At 42.9% G+C, this 26178-nt stretch carries 13 protein-coding genes, 2 pseudogenes and 1 riboswitch; of the genes and pseudogenes, 10 read left to right on the forward strand and 5 right to left on the reverse strand.

Annotated features, from left to right (window positions below; all coding sequences use genetic code 11):
* Window positions 1-82: 82 nt before the first annotated feature.
* Window positions 83-1537, forward strand: coding sequence for an aminoacyl-histidine dipeptidase (locus M2470_RS02670; RefSeq protein ID WP_280743515.1), 1455 nt, complete (start codon window positions 83-85; stop codon window positions 1535-1537).
* A gap of 22 nt (window positions 1538-1559) precedes the next feature.
* On the opposite strand, the gene M2470_RS02675 is transcribed toward M2470_RS02670, so the two are convergent.
* The gene (locus M2470_RS02675) at window positions 1560-5555 is read right to left on the reverse strand and encodes a hybrid sensor histidine kinase/response regulator transcription factor (protein WP_280743514.1); all 3996 of its coding nucleotides are present in this window, start codon (window positions 5553-5555) and stop codon (window positions 1560-1562) included.
* A gap of 247 nt (window positions 5556-5802) precedes the next feature.
* Between M2470_RS02675 and M2470_RS02680 the strand changes: the two genes are divergently transcribed.
* From M2470_RS02680 to M2470_RS02700, 5 genes are all read left to right on the forward strand, one after another.
* Window positions 5803-9252, forward strand: coding sequence for a SusC/RagA family TonB-linked outer membrane protein (locus M2470_RS02680; RefSeq protein ID WP_280743513.1), 3450 nt, complete (start codon window positions 5803-5805; stop codon window positions 9250-9252).
* Window positions 9253-9299: 47 nt separating this feature from the next.
* A complete protein-coding gene (locus M2470_RS02685) occupies window positions 9300-11171 on the forward strand; it encodes a SusD/RagB family nutrient-binding outer membrane lipoprotein (RefSeq protein ID WP_280743512.1) in 1872 nt (623 codons plus the stop codon).
* 114 nt (window positions 11172-11285) lie between these two features.
* Window positions 11286-11404: riboswitch (TPP riboswitch) on the forward strand.
* Window positions 11405-11512: 108 nt separating this feature from the next.
* Window positions 11513-13684, forward strand: a complete 2172-nt coding sequence (locus M2470_RS02690) for a TonB-dependent receptor plug domain-containing protein (RefSeq protein ID WP_280743660.1) — start codon at window positions 11513-11515, stop codon at window positions 13682-13684.
* 44 nt (window positions 13685-13728) lie between these two features.
* Window positions 13729-14355, forward strand: coding sequence for a nicotinamide riboside transporter PnuC (gene pnuC, locus M2470_RS02695; RefSeq protein ID WP_280743659.1), 627 nt, complete (start codon window positions 13729-13731; stop codon window positions 14353-14355).
* On the forward strand, window positions 14339-14968 hold the full coding sequence (locus M2470_RS02700) for a thiamine diphosphokinase (protein ID WP_280743511.1): 630 nt from the start codon (window positions 14339-14341) through the stop codon (window positions 14966-14968). The genes pnuC and M2470_RS02700 overlap by 17 nt, the downstream gene beginning before the upstream one ends.
* A gap of 212 nt (window positions 14969-15180) precedes the next feature.
* On the opposite strand, the gene M2470_RS02705 is transcribed toward M2470_RS02700, so the two are convergent.
* Window positions 15181-16188 carry an aspartate-semialdehyde dehydrogenase gene (locus tag M2470_RS02705; protein ID WP_280743510.1) on the reverse strand — a complete coding sequence of 336 codons (1008 nt, stop codon included), beginning with the start codon at window positions 16186-16188 and terminating at the stop codon, window positions 15181-15183.
* 129 nt (window positions 16189-16317) lie between these two features.
* On the opposite strand from M2470_RS02705, the gene M2470_RS02710 reads away from it, so the two are divergent.
* Window positions 16318-18102 (forward strand): lamin tail domain-containing protein, encoded by a 1785-nt coding sequence (locus M2470_RS02710; protein ID WP_280743509.1) that lies wholly within the window; start codon window positions 16318-16320, stop codon window positions 18100-18102.
* Between the two features lie 90 nt (window positions 18103-18192).
* Window positions 18193-20850 carry an ATP-binding protein gene (locus M2470_RS02715; protein ID WP_280743508.1) on the forward strand — a complete coding sequence of 886 codons (2658 nt, stop codon included), beginning with the start codon at window positions 18193-18195 and terminating at the stop codon, window positions 20848-20850.
* On the opposite strand, the pseudogene M2470_RS02720 reads toward M2470_RS02715, so the two are convergent.
* Window positions 20851-21543 (reverse strand): annotated as a pseudogene (locus M2470_RS02720) (HAMP domain-containing sensor histidine kinase); the annotation flags it as partial.
* 2 nt (window positions 21544-21545) lie between these two features.
* Window positions 21546-22589 (reverse strand): annotated as a pseudogene (locus tag M2470_RS02725) (sigma-54 dependent transcriptional regulator); the annotation flags it as partial.
* A 139-nt stretch (window positions 22590-22728) separates the two neighbouring features.
* Here M2470_RS02725 and M2470_RS02730 point away from each other — a divergent pair.
* Both M2470_RS02730 and M2470_RS02735 read left to right on the forward strand, forming a co-directional pair.
* On the forward strand, window positions 22729-23205 hold the full coding sequence (locus M2470_RS02730; RefSeq protein WP_280743506.1) for an outer membrane beta-barrel protein: 477 nt from the start codon (window positions 22729-22731) through the stop codon (window positions 23203-23205).
* A gap of 117 nt (window positions 23206-23322) precedes the next feature.
* Entirely contained in the window at window positions 23323-23643 is a 321-nt protein-coding gene (locus M2470_RS02735; RefSeq protein WP_280743505.1) for a hypothetical protein, read from the forward strand.
* Between the two features lie 128 nt (window positions 23644-23771).
* Here the strand turns inward: M2470_RS02735 and M2470_RS02740 are convergent, their stop codons facing one another.
* Window positions 23772-26177 (reverse strand): ABC transporter permease, encoded by a 2406-nt coding sequence (locus tag M2470_RS02740; protein ID WP_280743504.1) that lies wholly within the window; start codon window positions 26175-26177, stop codon window positions 23772-23774.
* Window position 26178: the final 1 nt, after the last annotated feature.

Consider the following 26178-nt stretch of genomic DNA (forward strand, 5'->3'; position numbering starts at 1 on the left):
AAAAAACAAGAGAGTGAATCGTTTTCTGAGTTCTTTAATCAAAATATTCTTTATATTTGAGGGAATTTAAAATGATAGAATTATGTCAGCAGAGATCAAGAACCTTTCGCCAAAACATGTGTGGGGATATTTTTATGAACTAACCCAAATTCCTCGTCCTACCGGTCATATGGAAGCTGTAACTCGCTTTGTCGTGGGCTTTGGTAAAGGATTGGGACTAGAAACGTTGCAAGACGAAGTAGGAAATGTGCTTATCCGCAAGCCTGCCACCCTCGGTATGGAAGGACGTAAAACCATCATCCTACAGTCTCACCTGGATATGGTGCCGCAGAAGAATTCCTCTGTACAACATGATTTTCTAACAGATCCTATCGATGCCTACGTGGAAGGCGAGTGGGTAACTGCCCGTGATACTACGCTGGGTGCCGATAATGGAATAGGAGCTGCCCTGTCTATGGCTGTATTGTCTGACAATACCTTGAGTCACGGACCCATAGAAGCGCTTTTTACAGTAGATGAAGAGGTAGGTATGGATGGTGCCTTTGGTTTGAAACCGGGCTTCCTGAAAGGCCGTACCCTGATCAACTGTGATTCGGAAGAAGAAGGCGAACTGTTTGTGGGATGTGCCGGCGGGGCAGACCTGAATATTTCTCTGCAATTTAAAGAAGATTCGTATATACCGGAAGGCGATGTGGCTGTAAAGCTGAGTCTGACCGGTCTGAAAGGCGGGCATTCGGGTGTAGATATCCACCTGGGGCGTGCCAATGCAAACAAGCTGATGTTCCGCTTCCTGAAGGATGCCGTTTCGGAGTCTGCCGTGCGCCTCTCTTCCGTAGAAGGTGGGTCGTTGCGCAATGCGATCCCGCGCGAAGCCTTTGCCGTAGTAACGATTCCCGAAGAAAACGCGGAAATCCTGTGGGAAATGGTTTCCGATTACCAGGAACTATATAGAGAAGAATATAAAGGAATAGAAGATGGCATTAGCTTTACAGCTGAGAAGATAGATATTCCTTCTACCCTGATACCGGAAGAGATACAAGACGATTTGATCAATGCCATAGAAGGCTGCCAGAACGGAGTAATCAGTATGTTGAGCGATTTCCCCGGAACGGTGGAATCGTCGTCCAACCTGGCTGTAGTAACCTCTTCTAACGGACTGATTGAAGTAAAAATACTGGTGCGTAGCTCTTCGGAAAGCCGGAAAGCCGCCCTATGCTCCAGCCTGGAGAGCGTCTTTGCCCTGGCAGGTGCTAAAGTGGAATACGGAGGAGCATATAATGGCTGGCAGCCAAACATCGATTCTCCCGTGTTGAAACTGATGTTGGAAACGTATGAGAAACTGTACGGGCGCAAACCTTCCGTAAAAGTAATGCACGCCGGACTGGAATGTGGCATCATACAAGGAATCTATCCGGATATGGATATGATCTCTATCGGTCCCGACTTGCAATTCCCTCATTCACCGGATGAACGAATCAACATCCCTTCAGTAGAGAAAGTCTGGAACTTTATAAAAACAACACTCGAACAAGTATAAGGATATGCAGAAAGGAAGAAGGCTACTTCTTCCTTTTGTATTCCTGGGGGGTGACACCAAATTGCTTCTTGAAGCATTTGCTGAAATAGGCCGGGTTTGAAAATCCTAACTGATAGGCTATTTCTGCAATTGTGAGATTGTTCTTGTCTTGCAACAACGTCTGACTCCTGTTGAGCTTTAACAAAAGGAGATACTCGTTGGGCGTCATACCCGTGATGCTTTTTATCTGGTTGAAGAAGCGGGTACGCCCTATCCCCAGTTCGCGGCTCCAGAGCGAGATATCGAAGTGTGTATTGCTCCAGTTTTCTTCCACAATCTGCTTTGCCATGCTTAGGAATTCCTGTTCCTTTTCATTTGTGGCCATTTCTTCCATTTCGTGATCTTCGGGGGTAGGTATCTGTTGAAGCATTTTCCTCCTGTTCTTCACCAGATAATTGCAGCGAAGGAAGAGAATACGAATGTTGAAAGGTTGTACGATATAGTACTCGGCTCCGGCCCGGATGCTTTCAATATTCTGTTCTTCCGTAGGATGTGAGCTTAACAAAACAAGAGGAATATGATACGTCTGAATATTGGACTTCAGCATATGACACATTTCTATCCCGGAAATACCCGGCAGATTGACTTTGCTAAGGATGATGTCCGGTTTCTCTTTTACAGCCGCTTCATAAGCTGTTTCTGCATCCTGGAACTCCGTTACCTCATATATGTGTGAAAAAGATTCTTTCAGTAGCTTGCGCATTTCATAGTCTTCTTCTACAAGGTACATGTGGAAGTTTTTCACCTGCTTTTCATCGTATTCTTTCCAGAAAGGATCATCTTCCAGCAGTTTCGTCATACTGGCCGGTAAAGAGCTTTGTAGTTCCTCTACCTGGTCTTCTGTGTCGATATTGTCGAAGTGGGAATTTCCGGTCTGTAATTCAATTATTAAAATCCGTTTGCTTTCTTCCTGGATAACCGAGATATTTCCTTTGTGCAGATCAATTATTCCTTTGCTGAAGACAATGCCGATGGCTCCGTCGGGCAGTGAAGATATATCTGGATATAGCTTGTTCTCATCGTTGAGTATCTCGATGAACTTATCGATGTCTTTCTCTCCTTTACTTGTCACTTTATGTGTGATATAAATGCGTGCAAGCCCGCTTTTGTAGTGTAAAGAGAGCGTTATATTATCTTTAGGTGAGGCAATTTTAAAAATGAAGGAAAGCAAATTGTAAAACACCCTTTGCATCTGCTTTTGGTCAAACCATAGCTGGGTGTTATCGTTAATGCTGTTGTACCGGAATGAAAGGCTTTTTTCTACGGCATAATCACGGAAGGTAGAGTAAATGCCTTGCAGGAACTCGTCTATGGAATAATTCCTGACTTTCAACGACAGATTGTCTTGCTCTATTCTCCTGAAGTCAAGCATCTCGGATGTCAGCTCTTGCAGGCGGACCGCTTGTGTCTTTATCTTTTCAATCTTGCTTTTACCAATGGCAGGAACGTCGGATATTAGTCGTTCCAATTGTGAAAGAATTAAGGTGAGAGGGGTACGGAATTCATTGGATATATTAATGAAGAAATCCATCTTGTTCCGGTTGCTTTCCTCTATGCGACTCATTTCTCGTCGTTCCATCTCAAGGGAAGCCTGTAGCATGGATTTACTTCTGTTGGAGCGGATAATTCGCCAAAGAATAAATGATATAATAAGGAAATAGGCAATAATAGCCGGCCAGGTAGCCCATATCGGCGGTTTAACGGTGATGGCCAATTCTGCTACTTTCGAAGAATTGCCCAGCTCTCGTACAACCAGCTTATAGTTGCCGGGACGAAGTGAGTTGTAAATGATGGTTTTGTGATTTATATCTGTCCAGAATTCATCTAATCCCTCTAATCTATAAGTATATTGCGATGTACGGGAAGACAGGTAGTTGGAAGAGGCGAATTTGATGCTCAGGGTATTCTTATTATAGGGCAGTATCAGCTTTTGCGTCTGATAGAAGCTTTTGTCGAGTAAGGATGATGCCGGAGAAATATCCTCATTATTTATGAGTAACGAGCTAAAAAACAGCGAATAAGCATCCTGTTCTACAGGAAGGTCTTTTTCTGAGAAACAAAAGAGCCCATATATTCCGCCTGCATAGATACGATCATCTTCTCCTGATGAAACATAGAGTCCGCAATCGCCGATAAAAGCCGTTAAGGGCGATGTGGGATTGATCCGGATACTGTATGAGGAGGTAATTTTGTTGTCGGCGGATATGTCCAGTAGAGAAATACCTTTGTTGGATGTAACCACCAGTTTCCCATTTGGGGTAAAGGCCAGATTATAACAGATATTACTCAATAACTGATGCTCTTCTTTATTGAATACCTGGAATGTGTCCGGGGCTTCAATATACTTTAATATGCCCGACTTAAGTGTTACAAAGTAGAGTCCATATTTACTATCTCCACCTATTTTGATTACAGCACTGGGTATTTTGCTGTCTTCTTTGATCCCGTCTCCATATTGTTTAAGTATTTTCTTCTTTTTCAGATCAATGGTGAACAATCCATGTCGGAATGAAGAGACCCACATCATGTCTTTCTCATCGATGAAAACGGAGCGAATGATCCCGGAACATCGTTCTTTTAGTTCTTTTTCTTCAAAGAAAGGATGAATTTCGAGCGTAGATCTGTTTAACCTGAACAAGCCGTTCTGTGTCCGCAAAATCAGCTCATTTTTATACGGCTGGATGCTTTCAACAATCCGCTGATGTATGGTTTCCAAAGCTCCATGCTTTACCGGAACTATTTTGTCTGTTTTCAGATCCAGGTAGCAAAGCCCTTCCATATAGGCACTGATAAAGAGTCTGTCGTGCTCCTCATCATACCATAGATCCCTGATTTTGTTCTGCGGCAAGCCGTTTTCCATCGTAATATGTTCAAACGTATTGCTGCCGGCCCGTAAGATGTTAATCCCGCTACCTTCGGAGGCAAAGTACATATTGCCATCCTTGTCTTTTGTGATTTGCCCTATGACTGCTCCGTGCAGGCGGCTTGGATTGCTTTCGTCTGTAGAATAATAGGTGTAATTGTCGGCAGAGGGGTTGAAGTATTTCACGTCTCCGTAATAGGAGCCGATCCATATGGTGCCCTGTTTATCGGAAAAAAGGGCATATATGGTTGACTCACTCAGTATATGGTCTTGCAGAATGAATCCGGTTGTACCCTTTTCTCTTGTGAGACGGTAGATGCCCGTAAGAGTGCCTATCCATATTGTACCTTTTATATCTTCCTGGATACAGAAAATACTGTTTGAGAAAACTGGGGCGGAGAGTTGTTTATTTCCTTTGATTTCTAAAGGTATAACTTCTTGTTCGGGTGTATATAGAAATATTTTATGGTTTTGTGTAGCCATCCAGATATACCCCTGGAAATCTTTGTGCAGGTAGACAATGTGTTCGTCGGTTAATATCCTGTTGGTTACTCTTTTCTCATCCTCGTTGACGACAAATACGCCGGAAGGAGTCGCTACCCAGAACTCTCCTTCTTCCTTTTCAAGGATAAAATCGGAGCCTATCAGGGTATCGGGTAGGGACACGATTGTTTCGGAAGTATTTGTCTCCCAGTCATACGCGGAAAATAGCCCGTTTCTGGACATATAATATACCTTGCCGTTTGAATAGCAAATGGAATAAGTAAAAATATCCGGGTTGTGGAAGGTTTCGAGTGTCAGGTTGAAGCTGACCAGCGAATTCTCTGCCAGGAAAAAGAGAATAGAATCATTTCCACAAAGCGAGTGAATATTTGAATCCTCTATTCCATTCAGGTGTTCTGATGCGCGGAAAACTTTAACGTCTTCTCCGTCGTAGCGGTTCAGTGCGTCATTCCCAATCCATATTCTCCCGATGTTATCTTGCCAGAACGATACGGCCGACAGTTGCGAAAGCCCCTGCTTATTACCTAATGTTTGGTAATAGATCCCTTGTCCGATCAGGTTTTGGCAAAGAAAGGCAATTAATGTAAATATTAGTAGAATATACCTTCTCATTTATGCTCATTTAGATTGTGTTAGGTGCATTATAAAATGAAAGTGCAAATATACTAAAATTGTACGTTAACATACTAAAATTGTACACGAAACTATATGATAAGATGAAATAACCTGCTATAAAATAACTCGGAAGGATTCTTTAATACTTTTGTGAAAATATTTAAAAATACAAATATTAAGGGAATGCCAAACGTAAATCGAATTACCCTTATCATTTAATTACAAATTTTAAAAACTATCTATTATGCAGAAAAAGAACAAGCTGATCAGTGCTTTGTTATTGGCTATGTGTTTGTGCTCTGTGACTATGCATGCAACAGAGAACACAACGATATTCAATGAAGAGACTGGGGTTGCTCAACAGAAACGGAAAGTCACCGGAACTGTTAATGATGCTTTTGGTTCTGTAGCCGGAGCATCTATTGCGATTAAAGGAACCACTTTAGGGACTATTTCCGATATCAATGGGAATTTTTCTATAGATGTGGCCGATGGTCAAACACTGGTTGTTGCGTTTCTTGGTTATGTTACCCAGGAGATTAAGATAACCAACCAAACGTCTTTGCAAATCAATCTTTCTGAAGATACGCAGGCGTTGGACGAAGTAGTTGTTACTGCTTTGGGTATGAAGCGTTCTGAAAAATCCTTGGGATACGCCATGAAAGAATTGAAAGGTGATGAATTAAACACAAACCTACTTAATCCGGTTTCTGCTTTGCAAGGAAAAGTTGCCGGTTTGGAAATCTCCGGTTCTGATGGTGGTATGTTCGGTTCTTCCAAAATACAGATACGTGGTGTATCGACATTGGGCAAGAATAACCAACCTATCTATGTGGTAGATGGTGTTATCCTGTCTAATGATATCAAGGAAGGTAACCCCGACTGGGCCGGAAACCCGGATGACTTCGGAAACGAACTGAAAAACCTGAACCCTTCTGATTTCGAAACTGTATCTGTGCTGAAAGGTGCTGCCGCTACAGCTTTGTATGGTTCACGTGGACTAAACGGAGCAGTTGTTATCACTACTAAGAGTGGTAAGACTAATCAGGGCTTGGGAATCCAATTCACTCAGACAGTAGGTATTGACGCTGTAACATCAGCTCCGGATCTGCAAAATGTATTTGGTAACGGAACAGCTTCCGGATATGTAGAATACGGAGACAAAGATGCCAATGGCGACTACTATATCTTTGACAATCACCGCCAGTTCTCTTATAACAATGACGGACGGGTTAGTTTGCTGCCTCTTCAGGGCATGAGTTTTGGTACTCCTTTCGACGGACGCGAAATAGAGTATTATGACGGAACTTATCGTGCATACAGCCCTCAGAAGAATAACTTTAAGGATGCGTATAACAAAGGCTTTAACTCCAATACAAATATCGCTATCAACGGAGGGAATGACAAAACAACATTCTATACCTCTATGGGATTCCGTTATGCCAGTGGAACATTGCCTAACAATGAGTTTAAAAGATTTTCTTTCTTAGGAAAAGCTTCTCATAAAATTACAGACCGGGTTAAGTTGGATATCAGCATGTCATTTGCCAATTCAATGCCTAAAAACCCGCAAATCAATATTGGTGAGCAGTTTGTAAACGGTAACTGGGGACGTGAATACGATCCTTCTTACTCAAAGAAACTATATAAAGGTGCACACGGAGGTTTGGCGAGCAACAGCTATGGCGACCAATACGGAAATATGCCGGGACGTGGTATCTGGTGGAGATTGTATGAAAATACATATGAGCAGAAAGAAACATCGGTTCGTCCGGTTGTTAAATTGGAAGTAGACTTGTTGGACTGGTTGAAATTCAACACGGAAGGTAGCTACAACTATTATTATACCCGCTACGAAGGAAAAGAACTGGGACAGGGTTATGCCAATACAGGAAACACAGAAAGCGCTGCCGGAAAATACGAGATGAAACTTAATACAAAAGAGCAAACGAACCTGAACGTTAACTTCTTGGCAAATAAAACGTTCGGAGACTGGGCTGTGAACGGTTTTGTACGGGGAGAGTATTATGAAAACTTCCGTCAGTATCAGCAAATCAGCACAAAAGATGGTTTGGTTGTTCCCGGACAGTATTTTATTGAAAACTCCCAAAAGACTCCGAACTATGAAGCGAAAATTAAAGACAGAAAGAGAATGTTCTCTGTTGCCTTTATGGCTGGCGTAAGCTGGAGAGATCAGGTGTTTGTAGATGTTACAGGGCGTAATGACTGGTCTTCTTCCCTGGTATATAGCGATTCTCACGGAACTTACTCGTATTTCTACCCTTCTGTAAATGGTTCATGGTTGTTGACCAATACTTTCAGAGATGAATTGCCTACATGGGTTTCATTTGCTAAAGTACGTGCTTCATGGGCACAGGTTGGTAACGATACCGACCCTTATTCAATCAATTCGGCTTATAAGCTGACTACTTCAACTTCAAGCGCTTCTAACTATTATGGATTGGAACTTCCTACAACAGTAGCCAGTGCTAACCTGAAACCTGAGCGTAAGAATGCCTGGGAAGTTGGTTTAGACTGGCGTTTTGTAGACAATCGTTTTGGTATTGACTTTACATACTACAAAGAAAACACGAAAGACCAGATCATGACGATTGATGTACCTTACCAATCAGGTATCAAAAAGCAGATCATCAATGCAGGTAATATCCAGAATAAAGGGGTTGAAATCGCTGCAACTGTTGTGCCTGTTCGTACGAAAGACTGGGAATGGGATATAAACATGACCTATACTAAGAACCAGAACAAGGTTATTTCTCTACACGAAAACGTAGCTGATTATATCGTGTTAAGTGGTGATGTAGCCTATGGTAACTACCGAATTGGTTCAGTAGCAAAAGTAGGTTCTTCTTATGGTACATTAATGACAGACAGTTATCTGAAGTTCGATAAGTCTTCCGGCCTGCCTATCCTTGTATGGACAGAGTCAATGAGACGTGCAAACTATTTGCGTAATGAAGCTGAAATCTATGAAATCGGATCTATGGTTCCCGACTTCCTGGGCTCTGTATCTACTAATCTGAAGTATAAAAACTTCTCTCTATATGTTGGTCTGGATATGCGTTTTGGCGGATATGTAGCTTCATACAACTCTCGTTATGGTACAGCATATGGTTATACAAAGAAATCTCTTGACGGAACTCCCGGACATGGTGGCGTTAGCTGGACTTCCGGTTATGACGGATTAACTTATCACGACGGAGTAGTTCCTAGCGGACTCTTCCCTACAGGTACAACTATTACACAGCCTAACGGTTCGGTTTATACCGTACAGTCAGGGGGCGTTTCCAAAGAAGGTGAATCATATCAGGAATTGATTGATAAAGGCGTGATCGAGCCTACACATGCTTCTGCATGGAATTATAGAAATAACGCTTGGACAATGGCCGGACGTAATTATGGTGTTGTGTCTGATGCTTGGGTGAAAAAGCTAAATTATATTGCTTTACGCGATGTTTCGCTTAGCTATCGGGTACCTACTGCTTTCTGTCAGAAACTGAAAGCTAAGAGCTTGAATCTGACTCTTGCCGGTCACAACCTGGGTTATTTGCTGAATTCAATGCCTAACGGAGAAAATCCGGAGTCGGTAGCTGGTACAGCATCAGGTGAATTTCGTGTTCGTTCCTTCCAGGGCGTAACATCCAGTTACACTTTCACCCTGAATGTTGGCTTCTAAACGTGTATAAAGGAAAAGTAAGAAAATAACTTTTGATAAATTACAAAATGAAAAAATATAAAATATTATTGACTTCTGCTTTGGCTCTCCTGGCGCTGTCATTCGGTAGCTGTAAAGATGATTTTGCAGAAATAAATACAGATCCCGCAGCCGTAACCGACGGAAATCCGTCTTACTTGTTTGCGCAAGCAGTACTGGCATTCGAGCCGCAAGGATATACCTATTGGTTCTACAATGCTTCGGAAATATTTGCCTGGACACAAGCCGGTGTTTCTACCGGCGGAGTATCTTCATCTCTTGCCGATGGTGCACCTGAACAAGGATTGGGAGTGATAGATGTACTGAAATATGCGAACGAACTGGCACATGCCCGTTCTTTGATGGACGAAGAAGAAAGTGCTAAGTATGCACAATATGCTGCTGCTTTGGATGTATTATGTGTATATATGGGAATCTTTGACACCGATTTCATTGGTAACATCCCATACACAGAAGCTGCACAGGCAGCTCATGGCGGTACATTGACCCCTAAATATGATAAGGTAGAAGACTTGTACAACCTTTGGTTGAATGACCTGGACAAGGATATCGACGTGTTAAGCAACGCTGCCGGACAGGTATTTCAGGCATCACAGGATGTGATTTATAACGGAGATGTAAAAAAGTGGGCCAAGTTGGCAAACTCTTTGAAACTGAAGATCGCTGCCCGTCTGATCAGCCAGAACCGTGCAAAAGCGTTGAGCATTGCTCAGGAAGTAGCTTCTGCTTCTTGTGGAGTGCTGGATGGCGAAGCCGACGATTTCCTTTTCAACAAAGCTAAAGCAAGTACTACAAGCGATGATTATGCATACCACTGGAATAACGGTGTTTTGGCAGGAATCGGTGGTTCTCAAACAATGATTGACTTTATGGTTGAAAACCGTGATCCACGCGTACGCTTCGTATTCAGAAAGAATAGCTGGAACTCAAAAGTAGTTCAATTGTTCTTTGACGCAAAACGTGAAAAGGATGTTCCTAAATACATCTTAGACAACGTAGACTACGAAGTAGGAGCAGATGGTCTCTATCAATTCAAGGGCTGGAAAGGCGCAGGCGAGCCTTGGGTACGTTATTATGGATTGCCTTTGGCTTTCGATGCGGGACAACAGGCCGGTACATACGGTGATTGGTTTAACTATTCGGTACAATGCCGTTATAATGAAAACTATACCTATCGTCCTTACTCTATGTTCCAGACAGAGATGATCTATGGACGAGTAGAGTTTACTTATCCGACTGTTCCGGGCGATGCTGCTATTGAAGACAAGACAGCTACTCCTTGGTGGGGTATTTATATGACGACCGCTGAAGTAAACCTTTATCTGGCTGAGTTTAAGCTGTTGGGAGCTAATCTTCCTGCTTCAGCTGATGCTTATTTCAATAAAGCGCTTGAGGCTTCAGTAAAGGAATATGACCGCTTGGCAAAGAATAACAAAATTCCTTATTACGGAACAACTTACAACTACGATCCGCACGAAAAGGCAATCGACTTGGTAAGCGGTGAGATCGAAACAATGATGGGTAATAAGAAGTATCAGTTAACCGGTAATGCGGCTACCGACCTTGAAAAGGTGTATATCCAGCAGTTGGTGCATTTCTTCATGCAGCCGATCGATCTTTATGCTACTGCCCGTCGTTCGGGTGTTCCTAAAATCGGATCTGATATTCTGAATCGTGTGAATTATACGCAGGTTCCTACGACTTCTATACCTCGTCGTATGGCTTTGAACCAGCCTTCTCCAACGGATTTGATGTATAATGTTTTGATGGAATCTTATAAAGATCAGGGATACACTGTTGGCTCAGGAACAATCCTGAACTCTGAACGTGTATGGCAAGACAAGGGAGCTCCTCAATGGGGAGAAGGTCCTAAGATGTAATATTAACGCCAAATCTATATATATAAAAGGCTGTTGCGGATTTTTCTGCAATGGCCTTTTTTCTTTTCCCGTAGAAAGAATTGTTATTTGCTGTTTTTTTGTTTCCTTTGTGCCCCGAATACTAAGGGGTGCTTGTTGTTGTGTCGGAAACGATGCAAATTACAGGCTGAGATTATACCCATATAACCTGATGCGGATAATACCGACGAAGGGAATTAGGATAAGGTGCGGCCGCACTTATCCGGTATATTTCTTCTATAAACACTCCTATCCTATTCAACTAACAAGTTTAATTAGTAAATTGACTAAGGATGAAAAGTGTATGTTTAATTGGGGTAGCCATGTTGTTGATGCCGGCTGCCATGTACGGCGATGAACAGCCGGTAGATTCTCTTAAAGTAACAAAAGACATTTCGCTGAATGAAGTAGTGATTACTGCCACCAAAGCAGTAAAAGGAACGCCTGTTGCCTATAGCGACATCTCAAAAGATGAGCTTTCGAAACGGAACGACGGGCAGGGGATTCCTTCCCTGATTGCCCAAACCCCCTCTGTTATTATGACTTCCGATGCAGGAACAGGTATCGGTTATTCCGGTTTCCGTATCCGTGGAACGGACGCCAATCGTATCAATATTACGGTAAATGGTGTGCCAGTGAATGATGCCGAGTCGCATACGGTGTTTTGGGTGAATATGCCTGATTTTGCCTCTTCGGTGCAGAATATACAGATACAGAGGGGGGTAGGAACTTCTACCAACGGAGCAGCGGCCTTTGGGGCTACCGTATCGATGCAAACGGAAAATCCGTCGATGGAACCGTATGGAGAGTATAGTTTGTCAGCCGGTTCCTTCGGGACGGTGAAGCATATGGCGAAGGGCGGAACGGGTTTGCTGTACGATCACTTTGTGTTTGATGCCCGCTATTCGGATATCCGGAGTGATGGCTTTATCGACCGGGCTTCGGCTAAAATGAGTTCGTATTATATTTCTGCTGCCTGGTATGGCGATCAAACGTTGCTTAAGTTTCAAACCTTCGGCAGTTCGGAAAAGACTTATCAGGCATGGAACGGGGTGCCGTCGCATCTGTTGAAAACAGGCAACCGAACGTATAACCCTTGCGGTAAATACGAAGAAAACGGAGTGGAAAAGTTTTATAATAACCAAACAGACAACTATTGGCAGGAGCATTATCATCTGATTGCCAGCCAACGCCTGGGCAGCAATTGGGATATGAACCTGACTTTGCACTATACCCCCGGAAATGGTTACTATGAAGATTATAAGGGGGGAGCGAAGTTTGCCAGCTATAAGTTGGAAAACTACATCGACCCGGAAGGAAATACTGTAAAGAAAACAGACCTGGTACGCCGGAAGTGGTTGGAGAGTGATTTCTACGGAGGCATTTATAGCGCAAACTACCGGAATGATCGCTTACAGCTAACCATAGGAGGAGCTGTAAATAACTATGTATGCGACCATTTCGGACGGGTGATGTGGACGAAAGCAGCTAATACCTTGCCTTCTCCAGATTACGAATATTACCGGAACAGAGGCGAGAAGCTCGATTACAGCTCATACGTGAAAGCCAACTGGCTGTTCCATCCGTCTTTGAATGGATATGTAGACCTGCAATACCGTGGGATAGATTACACCATCAAAGGAAGTGACGACAAAGCGGGCGACCATGTGGATATCGATAAAAACTGGAACTTCTTCAATCCCAAGCTGGGGCTGAATTATAACCGCGAGGGGCATAATGCCTTTGTATCCTTCTCTATAGCCAACCGGGAGCCGAGCCGGGATAACTTCACAGAGGCAGGAGTCAACGAACATCCCACTCATGAAACCCTGTACGACTACGAAGCGGGCTATAGCTATCGGAGGGCAAACTTCCATGTAGGAGCCAATCTCTATTATATGGATTATGATAACCAGTTGATCCTTTCGGGCAAGATCAGCGAGATAGGCGAGGCGCTTACCACCAATATCAAAGACAGCTACCGGATGGGAGTAGAACTAACCGGAGGAGTAAGCATTACCCCTTGGCTGGACTGGAATGCTAATCTGACATTAAGCCGCAACAGGATCAAGAATTTTGTCGAATTTATCGACAATTGGGATACCGGCGAACAAGCTACCAACTATCTGGGAACAACTCATATCGCCTTTTCACCGGATGTAATAGCTAATAGCATGTTCGACTTCTCCTGGAAAGGCTTCTCCGCCAGTTTCAATTCACAGTATGTCAGTCGGCAGTATGCGGATAATACGTCCGACAAAGACCGCTCGATAGACGCCTACTTTGTGAACAATCTGCGCGTAGGCTATGTTTTCAAACTAAAGTTCATGAAGGAAGTGGCTGTAGATGTAACGGTAAATAACCTTTTCAACGAGAAATACGAAACAAACGCCTGGGTGTATTCCTATATAGAAGAAGGCGTTCGTAAGAAAGATGACGGCTACTTCACCCAAGCCGGCACAAATGCAATGGCAAGAATCACGTTTAAGTATTAATTGTTAATTATAAATGGTGAATGATTAATAATTAACAATTTATAATTAAAAAAGTGTTAGAATACTTTGGCGTTATAACGGGTTTGATATACATGATACTGGAGGTGAAGCAGCATCCGGTCATGTGGGTAGTGGGGTTTGTTACTTCTCTGGTGTATGTCTTTGTCTTTTTCTTTGCCAAGATATATGCTGATATGGGGTTGCAGGTTTATTATGTGTTAATTAGCGTGTATGGCTTTTGGCTGTGGATGGCACCCCCCAACCCCCTAAAGGGGGGGCAGACGGAAGAAACTTCTTCACCCCCCCCTTCAGGGGGTCGGGGGGTGATTTACCGGCATGCCGGCTTGCCTCTGTTATTGGGCTTGCTTGCTTTAACGGGAGGAGCTTTTGGAGCGATTTATTATGTTTTGTCCCATTTCACCGATTCTCCGGTACCTCTGGGCGATGCTTTTACTACAGCCGTGGGGATTGTGGCTACCTGGATGCTGGCGCGGCGTATCATTGAACATTGGTATTTCTGGATTGTGGCGAATGCTGTCTCCATTTATATTTATTATCTACGGGATTTGTATCCCACAATGTTTCTTTATCTTTGCTATGCCTTGTTGTCGCTATTGGGCTTATATACCTGGATAAAGAAAGGAACAAAAGTAAATGCAGAAACAATATAACTGTGTAATTGTGGCTAACGGGAGCTTTCCAACCTCTTCATACGCGTTGGAAAGGCTGAGGGAAGCTTCTGTTATCATCGCCTGCGACGGGGCGGTAGAAGCACTCCATACGCGGGACTTTACCCCTTCGGCTATCATTGGCGACATGGATAGTATTCCAAACGAATTAAAGCAACGATATGCCGACCGAATCCACGAAGATAAGGGACAGGAGACAAACGACCTGACAAAAGCCGTTCAATTGGCTTGCCGACTCGGTGAAAAGGCGGTTTTGATTGTCGGCGCGACAGGTCTGCGTGAAGATCATACCATAGGAAATATCTCATTACTGGCCGATTATATCGAAGAGCTAGACCAGGTAGAAATGCTCACGGATTACGGCCTGTTCACCCCCATACAAGAAACAACCACCTTTGAAAGCCGACCGGGACAGCAAGTCTCCCTCTTCGCCCTCTACCCCGAAGGCAAAATAACGACCGAAGGTCTGCGCTGGCCCATAACAAATCGCCGTATAATCTCTTGGTGGCAAGGCTCTTTAAACGAAGCGCTAGGCGATACATTCACCATCCACATCGAAGCAAACGCAAGAGTGATAGTTTATCGGGTGAAGTAAAAGTTTCATGCCGATGAGAATTTTTTCTCACCCGCATGAGAACTTTTTCTCAACGGCATGAGAAAAAATTCTCACCCAGGTGAAACTTTTAGTTTTACGCTAGAAAAACAAACGAAACTTCCTGTTTATTAGTATTTTAATCGGGATATGTGTTAAATGAAAAAAGGCTATCCTTTTTGGGATAACCTTTTAAGATGAATAATCCTTTGTGGTTAGATATTTTTCACCTTGATAAGATATTCTGCGATTTGGACGGCATTCAGGGCAGCACCTTTCTTGATTTGGTCACTTACGGTCCAGAATGTGAGTCCGTTCGGGTTTGTCAGGTCTTTGCGGATGCGTCCTACATAGACAGGTTCTTTGTCTGCTACGAACAGTGGCATCGGGTATTCTTTGTTGCTCGGTTCGTCTTGTAAGATGATTCCGTCGGCTTCGGCAAATGCTTTACGAGCCTCTTCTATGCTGATGGGGCGCTCTGTTTCCACCCAGGTTACTTCGCTATGGGCGCGAAGGACTGGTACGCGTACGCAGGTAGCGCTTACTTCGATGTCGGTATGCATAATCTTGCGTGTTTCATTATACATCTTCATCTCTTCTTTGGTGTATCCGTTTTCGGTGAAAACGTCTACCTGGGGAATCAGGTTGTATGCTAATTGGTAGGCAAACTTCTCTACCGTAGGCTCTTCACCTTTCAGTATTTGTTCGTATTGTTTAACCAGTTCGGCCATGGCTGTGGCACCGGCTCCGCTGGCAGCCTGATAAGTAGATACGTGTACCCGTTTTATATGTGATAAATTCTCTATAGCTTTTAACGCTACAACCATCTGTATGGTTGTACAATTTGGGTTGGCGATGATACCGCGTGGACGGTTCAACGCATCTTCTGCATTTACTTCGGGCACTACCAATGGCACATCCTTATCCATACGGAAAGCACTTGAGTTGTCGATCATCACAGTTCCGTGTTTTGTGATTGTTTCGGCAAAATCAACAGATGTACCACCGCCGGCTGAAACAAAAGCAACGTCGATTCCCTTAAAGTCGTCGTTGTGTTTTAATTCTTTCACGGTGTACTGTTTACCACGGAAGGAATAAACACGTCCGGCACTACGGGATGAACCAAAAAGAACAAGTTCATCCAGCGGGAAATTTCTTTCGTCGAGTACACGCAGGAATTCTTGTCCTACGGCTCCACTTACACCAACAATTGCTACTTTCATTTTAAGCGCTGATTAATTTGTTTTATTATTAAACCTGTATATATTTGCATGCGCATTTCAGCATGCTTTTATAAACTTGTTGAAAATAGTGCGCAAAGATAGATAAAAATATTACAAAACCCTTTAACTATGAAACAAATATTGTTGTTTTTAGCCCTTTTACTTCCATTTTGTGCTTTTGCGCAATTCGCAGAGTCTTTCTCCGGACCGGAAATTATTTCCGAAAACCCTTGGACAGGTGATATAGATATGTTTTCCATTAATGAGGAAGGGCAGTTGCAGTTTGTTTCTCCTAAAGGAAAGGCCGGGGATGCTTCCTTATTTTGCCCTCTTTCATACAGCCGTAATATGAGCTGGGAGTTGGATGTTATGCTGGGCTTTAAATCCTCTAATTCCAATAATCTGCGAATCCATGTTTATTCGGACGATGATATCGTGTATTACATTCAAGCGGGGAATAACTCCGGAAAGATATCCCTTTATTCGCAAGAAGGGAATCGTTCTCCCAAACTATGTATCAGCGGGCAATCTCGCTTGGAAGCCGGACGCTTTGTAACAATCCGCCTGCTGTTAGAAAATGGTGAGTCCTGGTCGCTTTATACCAAAGAAACAGGAGAGGAGGGCTATTCGCATGAGGGCTCGTATACCATGAGATATCTTCCTTATGCTCCGAAAGCATATATTAATCTGCAATTCCGGTATGTAAAAAGCCGGGAAAGTAACTTCTATATAGATAACCTATCTGTAACGGAAATTCCGGATGAAACGGTGCCTGCGAACGATTCAAAGGTCGATTTGATCGATATAGAGCAATTAAGTCCGACGGAGTTGCAGTTCGTTTTTGACAGAGAAGTGGATATCTCAACCGCTGTTTGTGTCATAGATCCGCTCGGAGCATCTACATCGGTAAGTTATGGAGCGACAAAGTCAATCGTAAAGGCTACTTTCCCCATGCCGATCGCAGAGGGTAGGGAATACTACCTTTATTGGGAGGAATTGTACGACGGGCAAGGTGTACTTGTAGACCTCGCCATGGAGCTCTATTTTGACGAAGAAGATGACAACAGGCAAGAACCCATTGAGAAGATAGAGCCGGGTGATGTCGTTTTCAACGAGCTTTTACCCAATCCTTATACTGGTGGAAGCGAATATATCGAACTATATAATCGATCCGGACGGTCTCTCTCACTTGCTGGTTTGGCTATTGCAATCCGCAAAGCGAACGGTTCGCTGAGTACCCGCTATCCTCTTTCAGGAAATATCCCTTTACTAAAGGAGGAAGGCTATCTTTTGCTGACAAAGAGTATGAAGGATGTAATGCCTTTTTACAACCTGCTTTCTCCTGATGTTGTGTATGAACTCTCCTTGCCGGTTTTGGCAAATACATCTTCTACACTGGTCTTGTTTCGCGTAGAAGATGAGGTGGTTATTGATGAAGTTACCTATTCTTCCGGATGGCATGATGCCTCCATAAAAGATCAGAAAGGAGTTGCTCTGGAGCGGATTGACCCAAACGCAGATACGCAGAATGCTACAAATTGGACGTCGGCAGCATCGGAAGCCCGTTACGGCACTCCCGGATATCAGAATTCCCAGTTTATGATAAAAGAAGAGAACATCCCTTCTTTTGTAGAAGCCCCCGTTTTAATGGCAGACGGTCTTTATAAAATCCGTTATCAGCTAAGCCAGCCAGGCTATAATTGTCGCGCGTTTGTCTTTACTATTAACGGATATAGGGTTGCCGAGATTGCTAATCATGAGCTGTTAGGAACTTTTGGGCAGTTCCTTTGGGATGGAAAATCGTATGATGGCACTTATTTAGCTCCCGGTATTTATGTGTTTTTTGCCGAGCTCTACAATAAACAAGGTAATGTTTGCCGCTATAAAAAAGTGTTTATGGTTTCCAAAAGATGATACCCAAAATATTTTTTAATATTTTGCAGTTATGTTGCGAATGATGATTAATTTTGTACAGAAATATATCCATCAATAACGAAGAATGATATGCCAATTATCTCTAACAATAATCGTTTGCTATCACTTGTTTTTCTTGTGTGTTTTCTGTTTGTTTTGACTCCGGTTTATTCTATTAACGGCGAAGAAAGAATCCTGATCGTTAGTTCCTATAATCCTGACACACGTAATACTAAGCAAAATATATCCGAGTTTTTGGATGAGTATAAGCGTTTAGGGGGTACGTCTTCTGTTGTTATAGAAAATATGAACTGTAAAAGCCTTTTTGAAGCGCCTTTATGGAAACAGAAAATGGAAGAAATTATAGCGAAATACTCAGGGGAAAACCTCCCTGGAATCGTTATAATACTTGGGCAGGAAGGTTGGTCCTCTTACCTTTCTATTGATCCGAAAAAGAAAGGAAAGGTGCCCGTCTTATGCGCTATGGTAAGTAAAAATGCCGTGTTGCTGCCGGATACAAATGTGGTTCTTTCGGAATGGACGCCCGAAAGCTTTGATGTGAAAACGCTACTGGATGCCAATCCCAATATATCCGGATATTTGTATTCGTATGATGTAGAAAAGAATCTGGATCTGATTCGCAAATTGTATCCCGAAACAAAGCATATTGCCCTGATTACTGATAATAGTTACGGAGGAGTGGCTCTGCAGGCACACGTGGAAAAAGAAATGCGAAAAGTAGACGATCTTGACCTTATTTTACTTGACGGGAGAAAGAACAGCATCTACACCATCATCGAGCAAATCGGAAATCTACCTCCACAAACGGCTATCTTGTTAGGAACTTGGCGTGTAGATGTAAACGAGAGTTATTATATCGGAAACGCTACATACGCCATGATGTCTGCCAATCCCTATATTCCTGCCTTTACGCTTTCCTTTACGGGTTTGGGACACTGGGCAGTCGGAGGATACGTCCCTCAATACCGGACACTTGGGGCAGATTTGGCTAAATTAACGATCGATGTACAGAACGGCTATCTCAAAATGGGAGATATGAAAGCAGAAATCCTCCCTAACTACTATGTCTTTGATGCTGATAAACTGAAGGAAAACAATATCCCTATGAACCTGCTTCCTGCTGATTCGACTCTTATGAACGAAGATATCAGCATTTTGGTAGAGTACAGATATGAGATTCTTTTGGCTGTAACGATTATTCTGCTGTTATTCCTCATTATGTTGGCTTATTTCTTTTATCGTTCTAATAAGTTGAGCGAGCGTTTGATGGATTTGCAAGTTGACAATACGATCATCATGGATAATGTACAGTCATCAATTCTTTTTATCAATCCGGACTACAGCATTAAGTGGAGGAACAACGTGCAATTTACGTGTATCCCCGAATTTGGCGAGAACAATTGCTGCATAATACCAGGTGGAGTGGAACCGTATTGCACCGATTGTACCCTTATTAAAGCGATGAAAACGCGGAAAACAGCAGAGGCGGTACAATATTGTGTAGTAGACCAATATATTCACGTATTGGCCAATCCTATATTGGATGATAAGGAGGAATTACTGGGAGTTGTAGTAAAAAAAGAAGATATTACGTCTCTTAAAATGACGGAACTTGAGCTAAGAAAGGCAAAAGAAAAGGCCGAAGAATCAGACCGTCTCAAGTCTGCCTTCCTGGCGAATATGAGCCATGAAATTCGTACACCCCTCAATGCGATAGTAGGCTTCTCTGAGCTTTTAAGCACAACAGACGATCCGGACGAAAAAAGCGAATACGTAGGCATTATAAATACGAACAACGAATTGCTTCTACAGTTGATTAATGACATCCTTGATTTGGCGAAGATTGAAGCAGGTACTTTAGACTTTGTGAATATTCATGTAGACATTAATCAATTATTCTCCGATATGGAGCAATCCTCACGGATGAAAGCTCGCAATGACGTAAAGATGATCTTTTCCGAAAAGCTGCCGCATTGTGTGATCAATACCGATAAAAATCGCTTGTCTCAGGTGATGTCGAACTTCATCAACAATGCCATCAAATTTACCACCGAAGGTAGTATCAGCTTCGGATACCAGCTTCGGGAGAACGATCTCTACTTCTTTGTTACAGACACCGGTACCGGTATCAAAAAAGAAGAACTAGAAACTATTTTTGAACGCTTTGTCAAGCTAAATAGTTTTGTGCAGGGTACGGGACTAGGACTGTCTATTTGCCATACGATTGTAAGCCGTCTGGGAGGTGAGATCGGTGTAGATTCAGAGTACGGGGAAGGCTCTACTTTCTGGTTTACCTTACCGCTGGATGCGTTAGTCTCTACGGAAAAGAAAGAGCTGCACAGCCGTCAGGTAGTATATGTAGATGAGTATAAGAAGAAGGCAACCTTGTTAATAGCAGAAGATAACGAAAGTAATTATGTGCTATTTAGCGCGATGCTGAAAGAATACCATTTGCTGTATGCTCGCAATGGAAGGGAAGCGGTAGAACTGTATCATAAGTATTTTCCCGATTTGATCCTGATGGACATAAAGATGCCGATTATGGATGGCTATGAAGCAACACAAGAGATTAGAAAGACCGACACGCAGATACCCATCATCGCCGTTACAGCCTTTGCCTTTGCCGAAGACGAACAGCAGGTGCTGGAAAGTGGCTTCGACGCCTATGTCTCCAAGCCTATTAAAGCCGGAGAATTGAAAAAGAAAATCGAATCCTTCCTGCAATAATCAGGAAATAATTGTACGTGTATGAGGGAACTGCAGCTTGAATGTAGTTCCCTTTTCAGTTTCAGAGCGAACGGATATACTTCCCCCATGTCGGTTAATGATCTGTCGGCAGATACTTAAACCAATGCCGGAACCTCCGTTTTTCGTTGTAAAAAACGGAACGAATACCTTATCTATTGCTTCGGAAACAATGCCGTTTCCATTATCAGACACGCTGATGATGGGGAGCCCGTTTTCCTTGAACGCTTTTATCATTATTTCGGGGGTTGCTTTATCTTCTGTTGCTTCTATGGCATTTTTAATCAGATTGATGAGTACTTGTTCTATCAGCAGGCGGTCGGCATTAAGTTGCAGATTTTGTGGTTCGATGGAGTAGCTAAAAGTGATTCTGTCCGACGAAAACAAACCTTTGAGGCTATTGAACAGTTCACGAACGGCGAAGGTAGTTTTAACAGGCTCCGGTATTTTCGTCAATTGCCGGTAGTTCTGTACAAAATCCAGTAATCCTTTGCTCCGGCGATGGATAGCTTCAACGGCTTGTAGCATGATTTTATAGTCTTTCTCATTCACTCCGTTCTGAGCGGCACGTTCGCTTACGGTTTCAGACAAGGAAATGATAGGGGCGATAGAGTTCATGATTTCGTGTGTCAGTACGCGGATCAGCTTCTGCCAGGCTTCGTTCTCTGCTTCGGCTGTTTGCCGTATTTGCGGGCATAGCGTGTAAGGAAATGCCCGGCAAGCAGGATGATATCATTCCCCCGCTCGCGAAGAGGGGGAACCTGTATTTCTATAGTATTAATGCGATACAGCAAATCTTGGCGGAATGTTCCTTCGGCTACCATTTGATGTATGTTGGCATTGGTAGCCATGATGAGCCTTACATCGATGGGGATGATGCGGGTACTGCCCAGCCGACTGATCTGGTGTTTCTCTATTACGGTTAGGAGTTTTGCCTGCATGGGAAGACTCAGATTGCCGATTTCATCGAGAAATAAGGTGCCTCCAGAGGCTATTTCAAAACGTCCCGGCTTGTCTTTTCTGGCATCGGTAAAGGCTCCTTTTTCGTAGCCGAAGAGTTCGCTCTCGAATAGTTGCTCAGGAATGCTTCCCAGGTCTATGCTTGTAAATATCTTATTGCTTCTTGGCGAATGATGATAAAGGGCGCGTGCTATAAGGTCTTTGCCGGTGCCGTTTTCTCCGAGGATAAGAATATTGGCATCGGTATTGCCAAGCTTTTCGATAGTAGCAAAGATCTCCTGCATGGCATCGCTTTCACCGATGATATCGAAGCTCGTATCTTCTTGCAGACTAAGACTGCTTACCTGTTGCCTTAGGGTATGTACTTCTTCACGACTTTCACGCAGTTGGAAGGCAGCCGAGAGGGTAGCCAGCAATTTCTCTTTCTCCCAGGGCTTGGGGATAAAGTCGGTAGCTCCGGCTTTGATGGCACGCACGGCCTTTTCCGTATCGGCATAAGCCGTAATGAAGAGGACAACAGCTTCAGGGTCTGCCTGTTTTATTTTTTCGAGCCAAAAGAAGCCCTCCTGTCCGCTGATAGCATCTTTCTTAAAGTTCATATCCAGCAGGATAACACCCGGCCTGAATATGTTTATGAAATGCTCTATCCTCTCGGGTTGGGTAGTTACTTTGATTTGCTCTACAAAAGGCTCCAGCAGCAGCTTCAATGCAAAAAGCACATCTTCATTGTCATCTATTATCAGTAATTTTCCTTTCTTCATGTCGTGATATCTTTGTCTGATAACAAATGTATAGAGAATATAGATGCATTGTATGTGCGCATTCGCACAAGTTTGTTTATTGAAAAAAAGACCTATTATTGTGTTAATTTAATTAAGTAAACATAAAAACATCTCTATTATGAAAAAGACAGTTTTATTCCTTCTCATCTCATTAGCATCTTTAAGTCTATCGGCACAAAGGTATTTGGGCGGATCAATTGCTATTCTGGATTATCCTGAGATAGGTACGTATGTTAATATTGCACCTGAATTCGGCTATAACATAAATGAAAAGTGGGCGGTAGCAGGGGTTGTGTCGTTTACGCACATGAATAGCACCAGTGCTTTTTCTTTTACGCCTTATGCCCAGTACACCTTTTATCGCAAAGGTCTTTTTAGTTTATTTCTGGATGGCAGACCCGAACTCTCTGTGAGCGAGGGTGATGTCGGCTTTGGGATTGTTCTCATGCCGGGCATACAGATAAGGGCCAATGAGCGCATCTCTTTTCTAGCTCGCTATGGCTTTCTGGGCTACAGGGATCATGTGTTTGATGATGTATCAGGGCTAAATCTAGGTACGAATACGTTAAGCATAGGTTTTATTGTTCATTTATAAGAAAATACATAGTGTTTTTTATTAATTTTTGTTGCATAGTTCAATATTTTTTAATATATTTGGCATAATACCTATAGAGCCTAAGGATTTATTAACGCAATATTAAAAAGTAAAACTATGAAAAATAAAAAACACTTTCAGCTACTGTATTTGTTGGCGATATCGTTTTGCCTTACCGGCTGTGCAAGTAAGAACTACTTGACGGCTGATCCACTTGTTTTTGACAGCAATGAGCCTGTTATCCCCGAAGAGTTAGTGATAAATCGCTATAACTGGGATAATTATGATTATCTGTTGAACTTCTCGGGTATTCTATACGATAAGATGGAGAAGGAATGGGAGTCCGACCGGATGGTATTTCCATATGGTCCATACTTACTTGAATGGAAGAAAGTAAACGGTACTTTCTCTTTTCACCTTCTTGCCAGAAATCGCTAACAAATACAATTAGCTAGAAATTAGATGATTGTGCCTCTTTCTAAAACGCATGCATGCGTTTGAAAAAAAGCACCCATGCGTTTTTAAAATTGCATGGGTGCGTTTTACAGATTGCATGCGTGTGATTATTATTCGCTTTTTACTACTTCGGCAGGATTACTCCTTGCTGCTCTCAGCACTTGTCCCAATACCGTAAGCAGTACTACTGCAACTACTCCTATCATCACCCCTGCCAGCAACCACCAGGGAATATCTGTGCGATAGGCATATCCTTGCAGCCAGCGACTCATAGCAAGGTAAGCCAGCGGAAGTGCAAAAACACTGGCAATAATCACCTGCAAGCTGTATTCGCGGAAGAAAATGCGAATGATATCACTGGCTTTGGCACCTACTACTTTGCGGATGGCTATCTCCTTGCGGCGGCGCTGTGTAGAAGCCGAAGCTACGGCATAAATACCGAATAGCGAAATAAGCAGGCAAATCATTGCTAATACGGAAAACATCTTTAGTCCTACCTGTTCCGAATGATTGAAATTATCATACAAGTTGTCGAGTGTTGTTAGTTTGAGGTCGGCAAACGAAGGATCAACATTGGGTAGGATAGCGGCTATCCGCTCTATTGCTTCCTGCTCTTGTCCGGGTGTTACGCTGATATATAGAATATTGTTGTCTACCATCCTGGATTTAGGCGTAGGAATGTATCTGAAGATGGTTGGATGAATGCGGCTTCGGAGCGATAAAGTATGAAAATCATTTACTACCCCTACCACTTTGTATTCTACATCGTATTCCTGTTTAGCAATCTCCATATCAATATTATAAATAGAGATGCGGAGATTGGTGCCTATCGGATCCTTAAGCCCCATCACCCGGACAGCTTCTTCATTGAGAACAACATTCTGTCCTCCACCCTCTTTATACCATTCTCCGGCAAGCATTTTTAAGCCAAATATTTCGGAAAAATGCTGGTCGGTAGGGATGATATTAAATGTAGGATTATCATCTTTCAATTTACCGGGCCACTCCACAATGTTGGTCATTTCCATAGTGTTGGCATGGTGTTGAGGGATGAAATTACTTCTACTGATGTTCCTGATTTGCGGAATGGTTTGAAGTTCTTGTATCAGGGCTGTCCGTACGTTATTTTGCATATAAGGGGGTAAACCGTGCAACTGTATGGTTCCGCTACGATTGAATCCCAGATCTTTATGATTAACAAACTGTATTTGCATCATTACGACCAATGTTGCAATAATGAATACGATGCTGACGGCAAGTTGCAGGGTAACAGCTATCCCTTTCAACAGTGGTTTACCTGTCGTTTTTCCTTTTGATAGAGGCTGTAACGCCAAATGTTTTAACCGCCAGAAAATAATAAAGCCTAGGGATAGTACCAATACCGTTACACTTACTCCGCAAATAATAAAGAGCTGTATCAGTGGCCATCTCTCTATGGCTAGGTCTAGTAACTTGGAGAATACAGGACGGGCAAAGAGGACAAGGCAACCACCAATCAGCAATGCCAAGAGGATTGAACAGGTAAGTTCGAATAGCATCTGCGAAATAAGTTGTTTGCTTTTAGCTCCATGTACTGCGCGTTGGTGTAATTCGCGATTACGCTGATGGAAAAGGTTGAGATGCAAATTCAGGAAGTTGAATATTGCACTGAATAATAATAATATTCCGGCTGCGACGAATAACTGTATGAAATTCATAGTAAAAGGAATATCAGAGTTTAGCTGGTGGCGCACATCACTTACCGGCACCATCCGCACTTCATAACTAGGTTTTGCATTCAATTGCGAGGGAAGATCACGTATTTGTTCAGCCAGATTCTCTGCATCTGTCTGAGAATGTAGCTTCACGTACAATTGTACAGTGCATTCTATCCATTGATACTCTTCTGGTGCACCTAGCATAGACAGCAGGTAATCGTTTAAAAGAAGAGCATCAAACGGAAGATTAGTATTAGACGGCGGATCTTTTACTACAGCTGTAACTGTATAAGGATCACTGAAAAAATAAAATGTGCTTTGGATCTGTTGCCCGATAGCTTTTTCCACATCACCGAACAAGCCTATGGCCATACTTTCGGTGAGAACAATGTTGTTCATTATGTGCAATGGCTGCATAGCATCGCCGCTAACAAATTCCTGCTTAAAAACACGGAAGAAACTACTGTCGGTTATTAAAGTACGTAGTCCGATGTGTGGTACATGCTCGGTTTTACAATTATTTATCTCGGAAATAAAGTATGTCGAATTTTCCGTTCCCGGAAAGTGTTCATGCAGTTTATTACTTAAAACTCCTGGTACTAGTTCGTTAACTTTACCCGATTGCTCTTCAATAACATGGATGCGATATATATGTTCCGCATCGGGATAAAAACTGTCGTACGATGTTTCGTAGCGAAACCAGTAAAGGGCAGGAACGAAGCAGGCTATAGCAAACGCCAACCCAAATATGGCAGTCAGCGATTGTGTTTTGTGCTTCCATATATTGCGGAAAGCTATTTTTAAATAATGTCTAAACATA

Source organism: Parabacteroides sp. PH5-46 (genome assembly GCF_029892785.1).
Classification (GTDB): Bacteria; Bacteroidota; Bacteroidia; order Bacteroidales; family Tannerellaceae; genus DFXE01.

Excerpts from the sequence above, each read along its gene's own strand:
- M2470_RS02670 (WP_280743515.1), top strand. The coding sequence starts at position 83 with ATGTCAGCAGAGATCAAGAACCTTTCGCCAAAACATGTGTGGGGATAT.
- M2470_RS02675 (WP_280743514.1), bottom strand. The coding sequence starts at position 5,555 with ATGAGAAGGTATATTCTACTAATATTTACATTAATTGCCTTTCTTTGC.
- M2470_RS02680 (WP_280743513.1), top strand. The coding sequence starts at position 5,803 with ATGCAGAAAAAGAACAAGCTGATCAGTGCTTTGTTATTGGCTATGTGT.
- M2470_RS02685 (WP_280743512.1), top strand. The coding sequence starts at position 9,300 with ATGAAAAAATATAAAATATTATTGACTTCTGCTTTGGCTCTCCTGGCG.
- M2470_RS02690 (WP_280743660.1), top strand. The coding sequence starts at position 11,513 with ATGTTGTTGATGCCGGCTGCCATGTACGGCGATGAACAGCCGGTAGAT.
- M2470_RS02700 (WP_280743511.1), top strand. The coding sequence starts at position 14,339 with ATGCAGAAACAATATAACTGTGTAATTGTGGCTAACGGGAGCTTTCCA.
- M2470_RS02705 (WP_280743510.1), bottom strand. The coding sequence starts at position 16,188 with ATGAAAGTAGCAATTGTTGGTGTAAGTGGAGCCGTAGGACAAGAATTC.
- M2470_RS02710 (WP_280743509.1), top strand. The coding sequence starts at position 16,318 with ATGAAACAAATATTGTTGTTTTTAGCCCTTTTACTTCCATTTTGTGCT.
- M2470_RS02715 (WP_280743508.1), top strand. The coding sequence starts at position 18,193 with ATGCCAATTATCTCTAACAATAATCGTTTGCTATCACTTGTTTTTCTT.
- M2470_RS02730 (WP_280743506.1), top strand. The coding sequence starts at position 22,729 with ATGAAAAAGACAGTTTTATTCCTTCTCATCTCATTAGCATCTTTAAGT.
- M2470_RS02735 (WP_280743505.1), top strand. The coding sequence starts at position 23,323 with ATGAAAAATAAAAAACACTTTCAGCTACTGTATTTGTTGGCGATATCG.
- M2470_RS02740 (WP_280743504.1), bottom strand. The coding sequence starts at position 26,177 with ATGTTTAGACATTATTTAAAAATAGCTTTCCGCAATATATGGAAGCAC.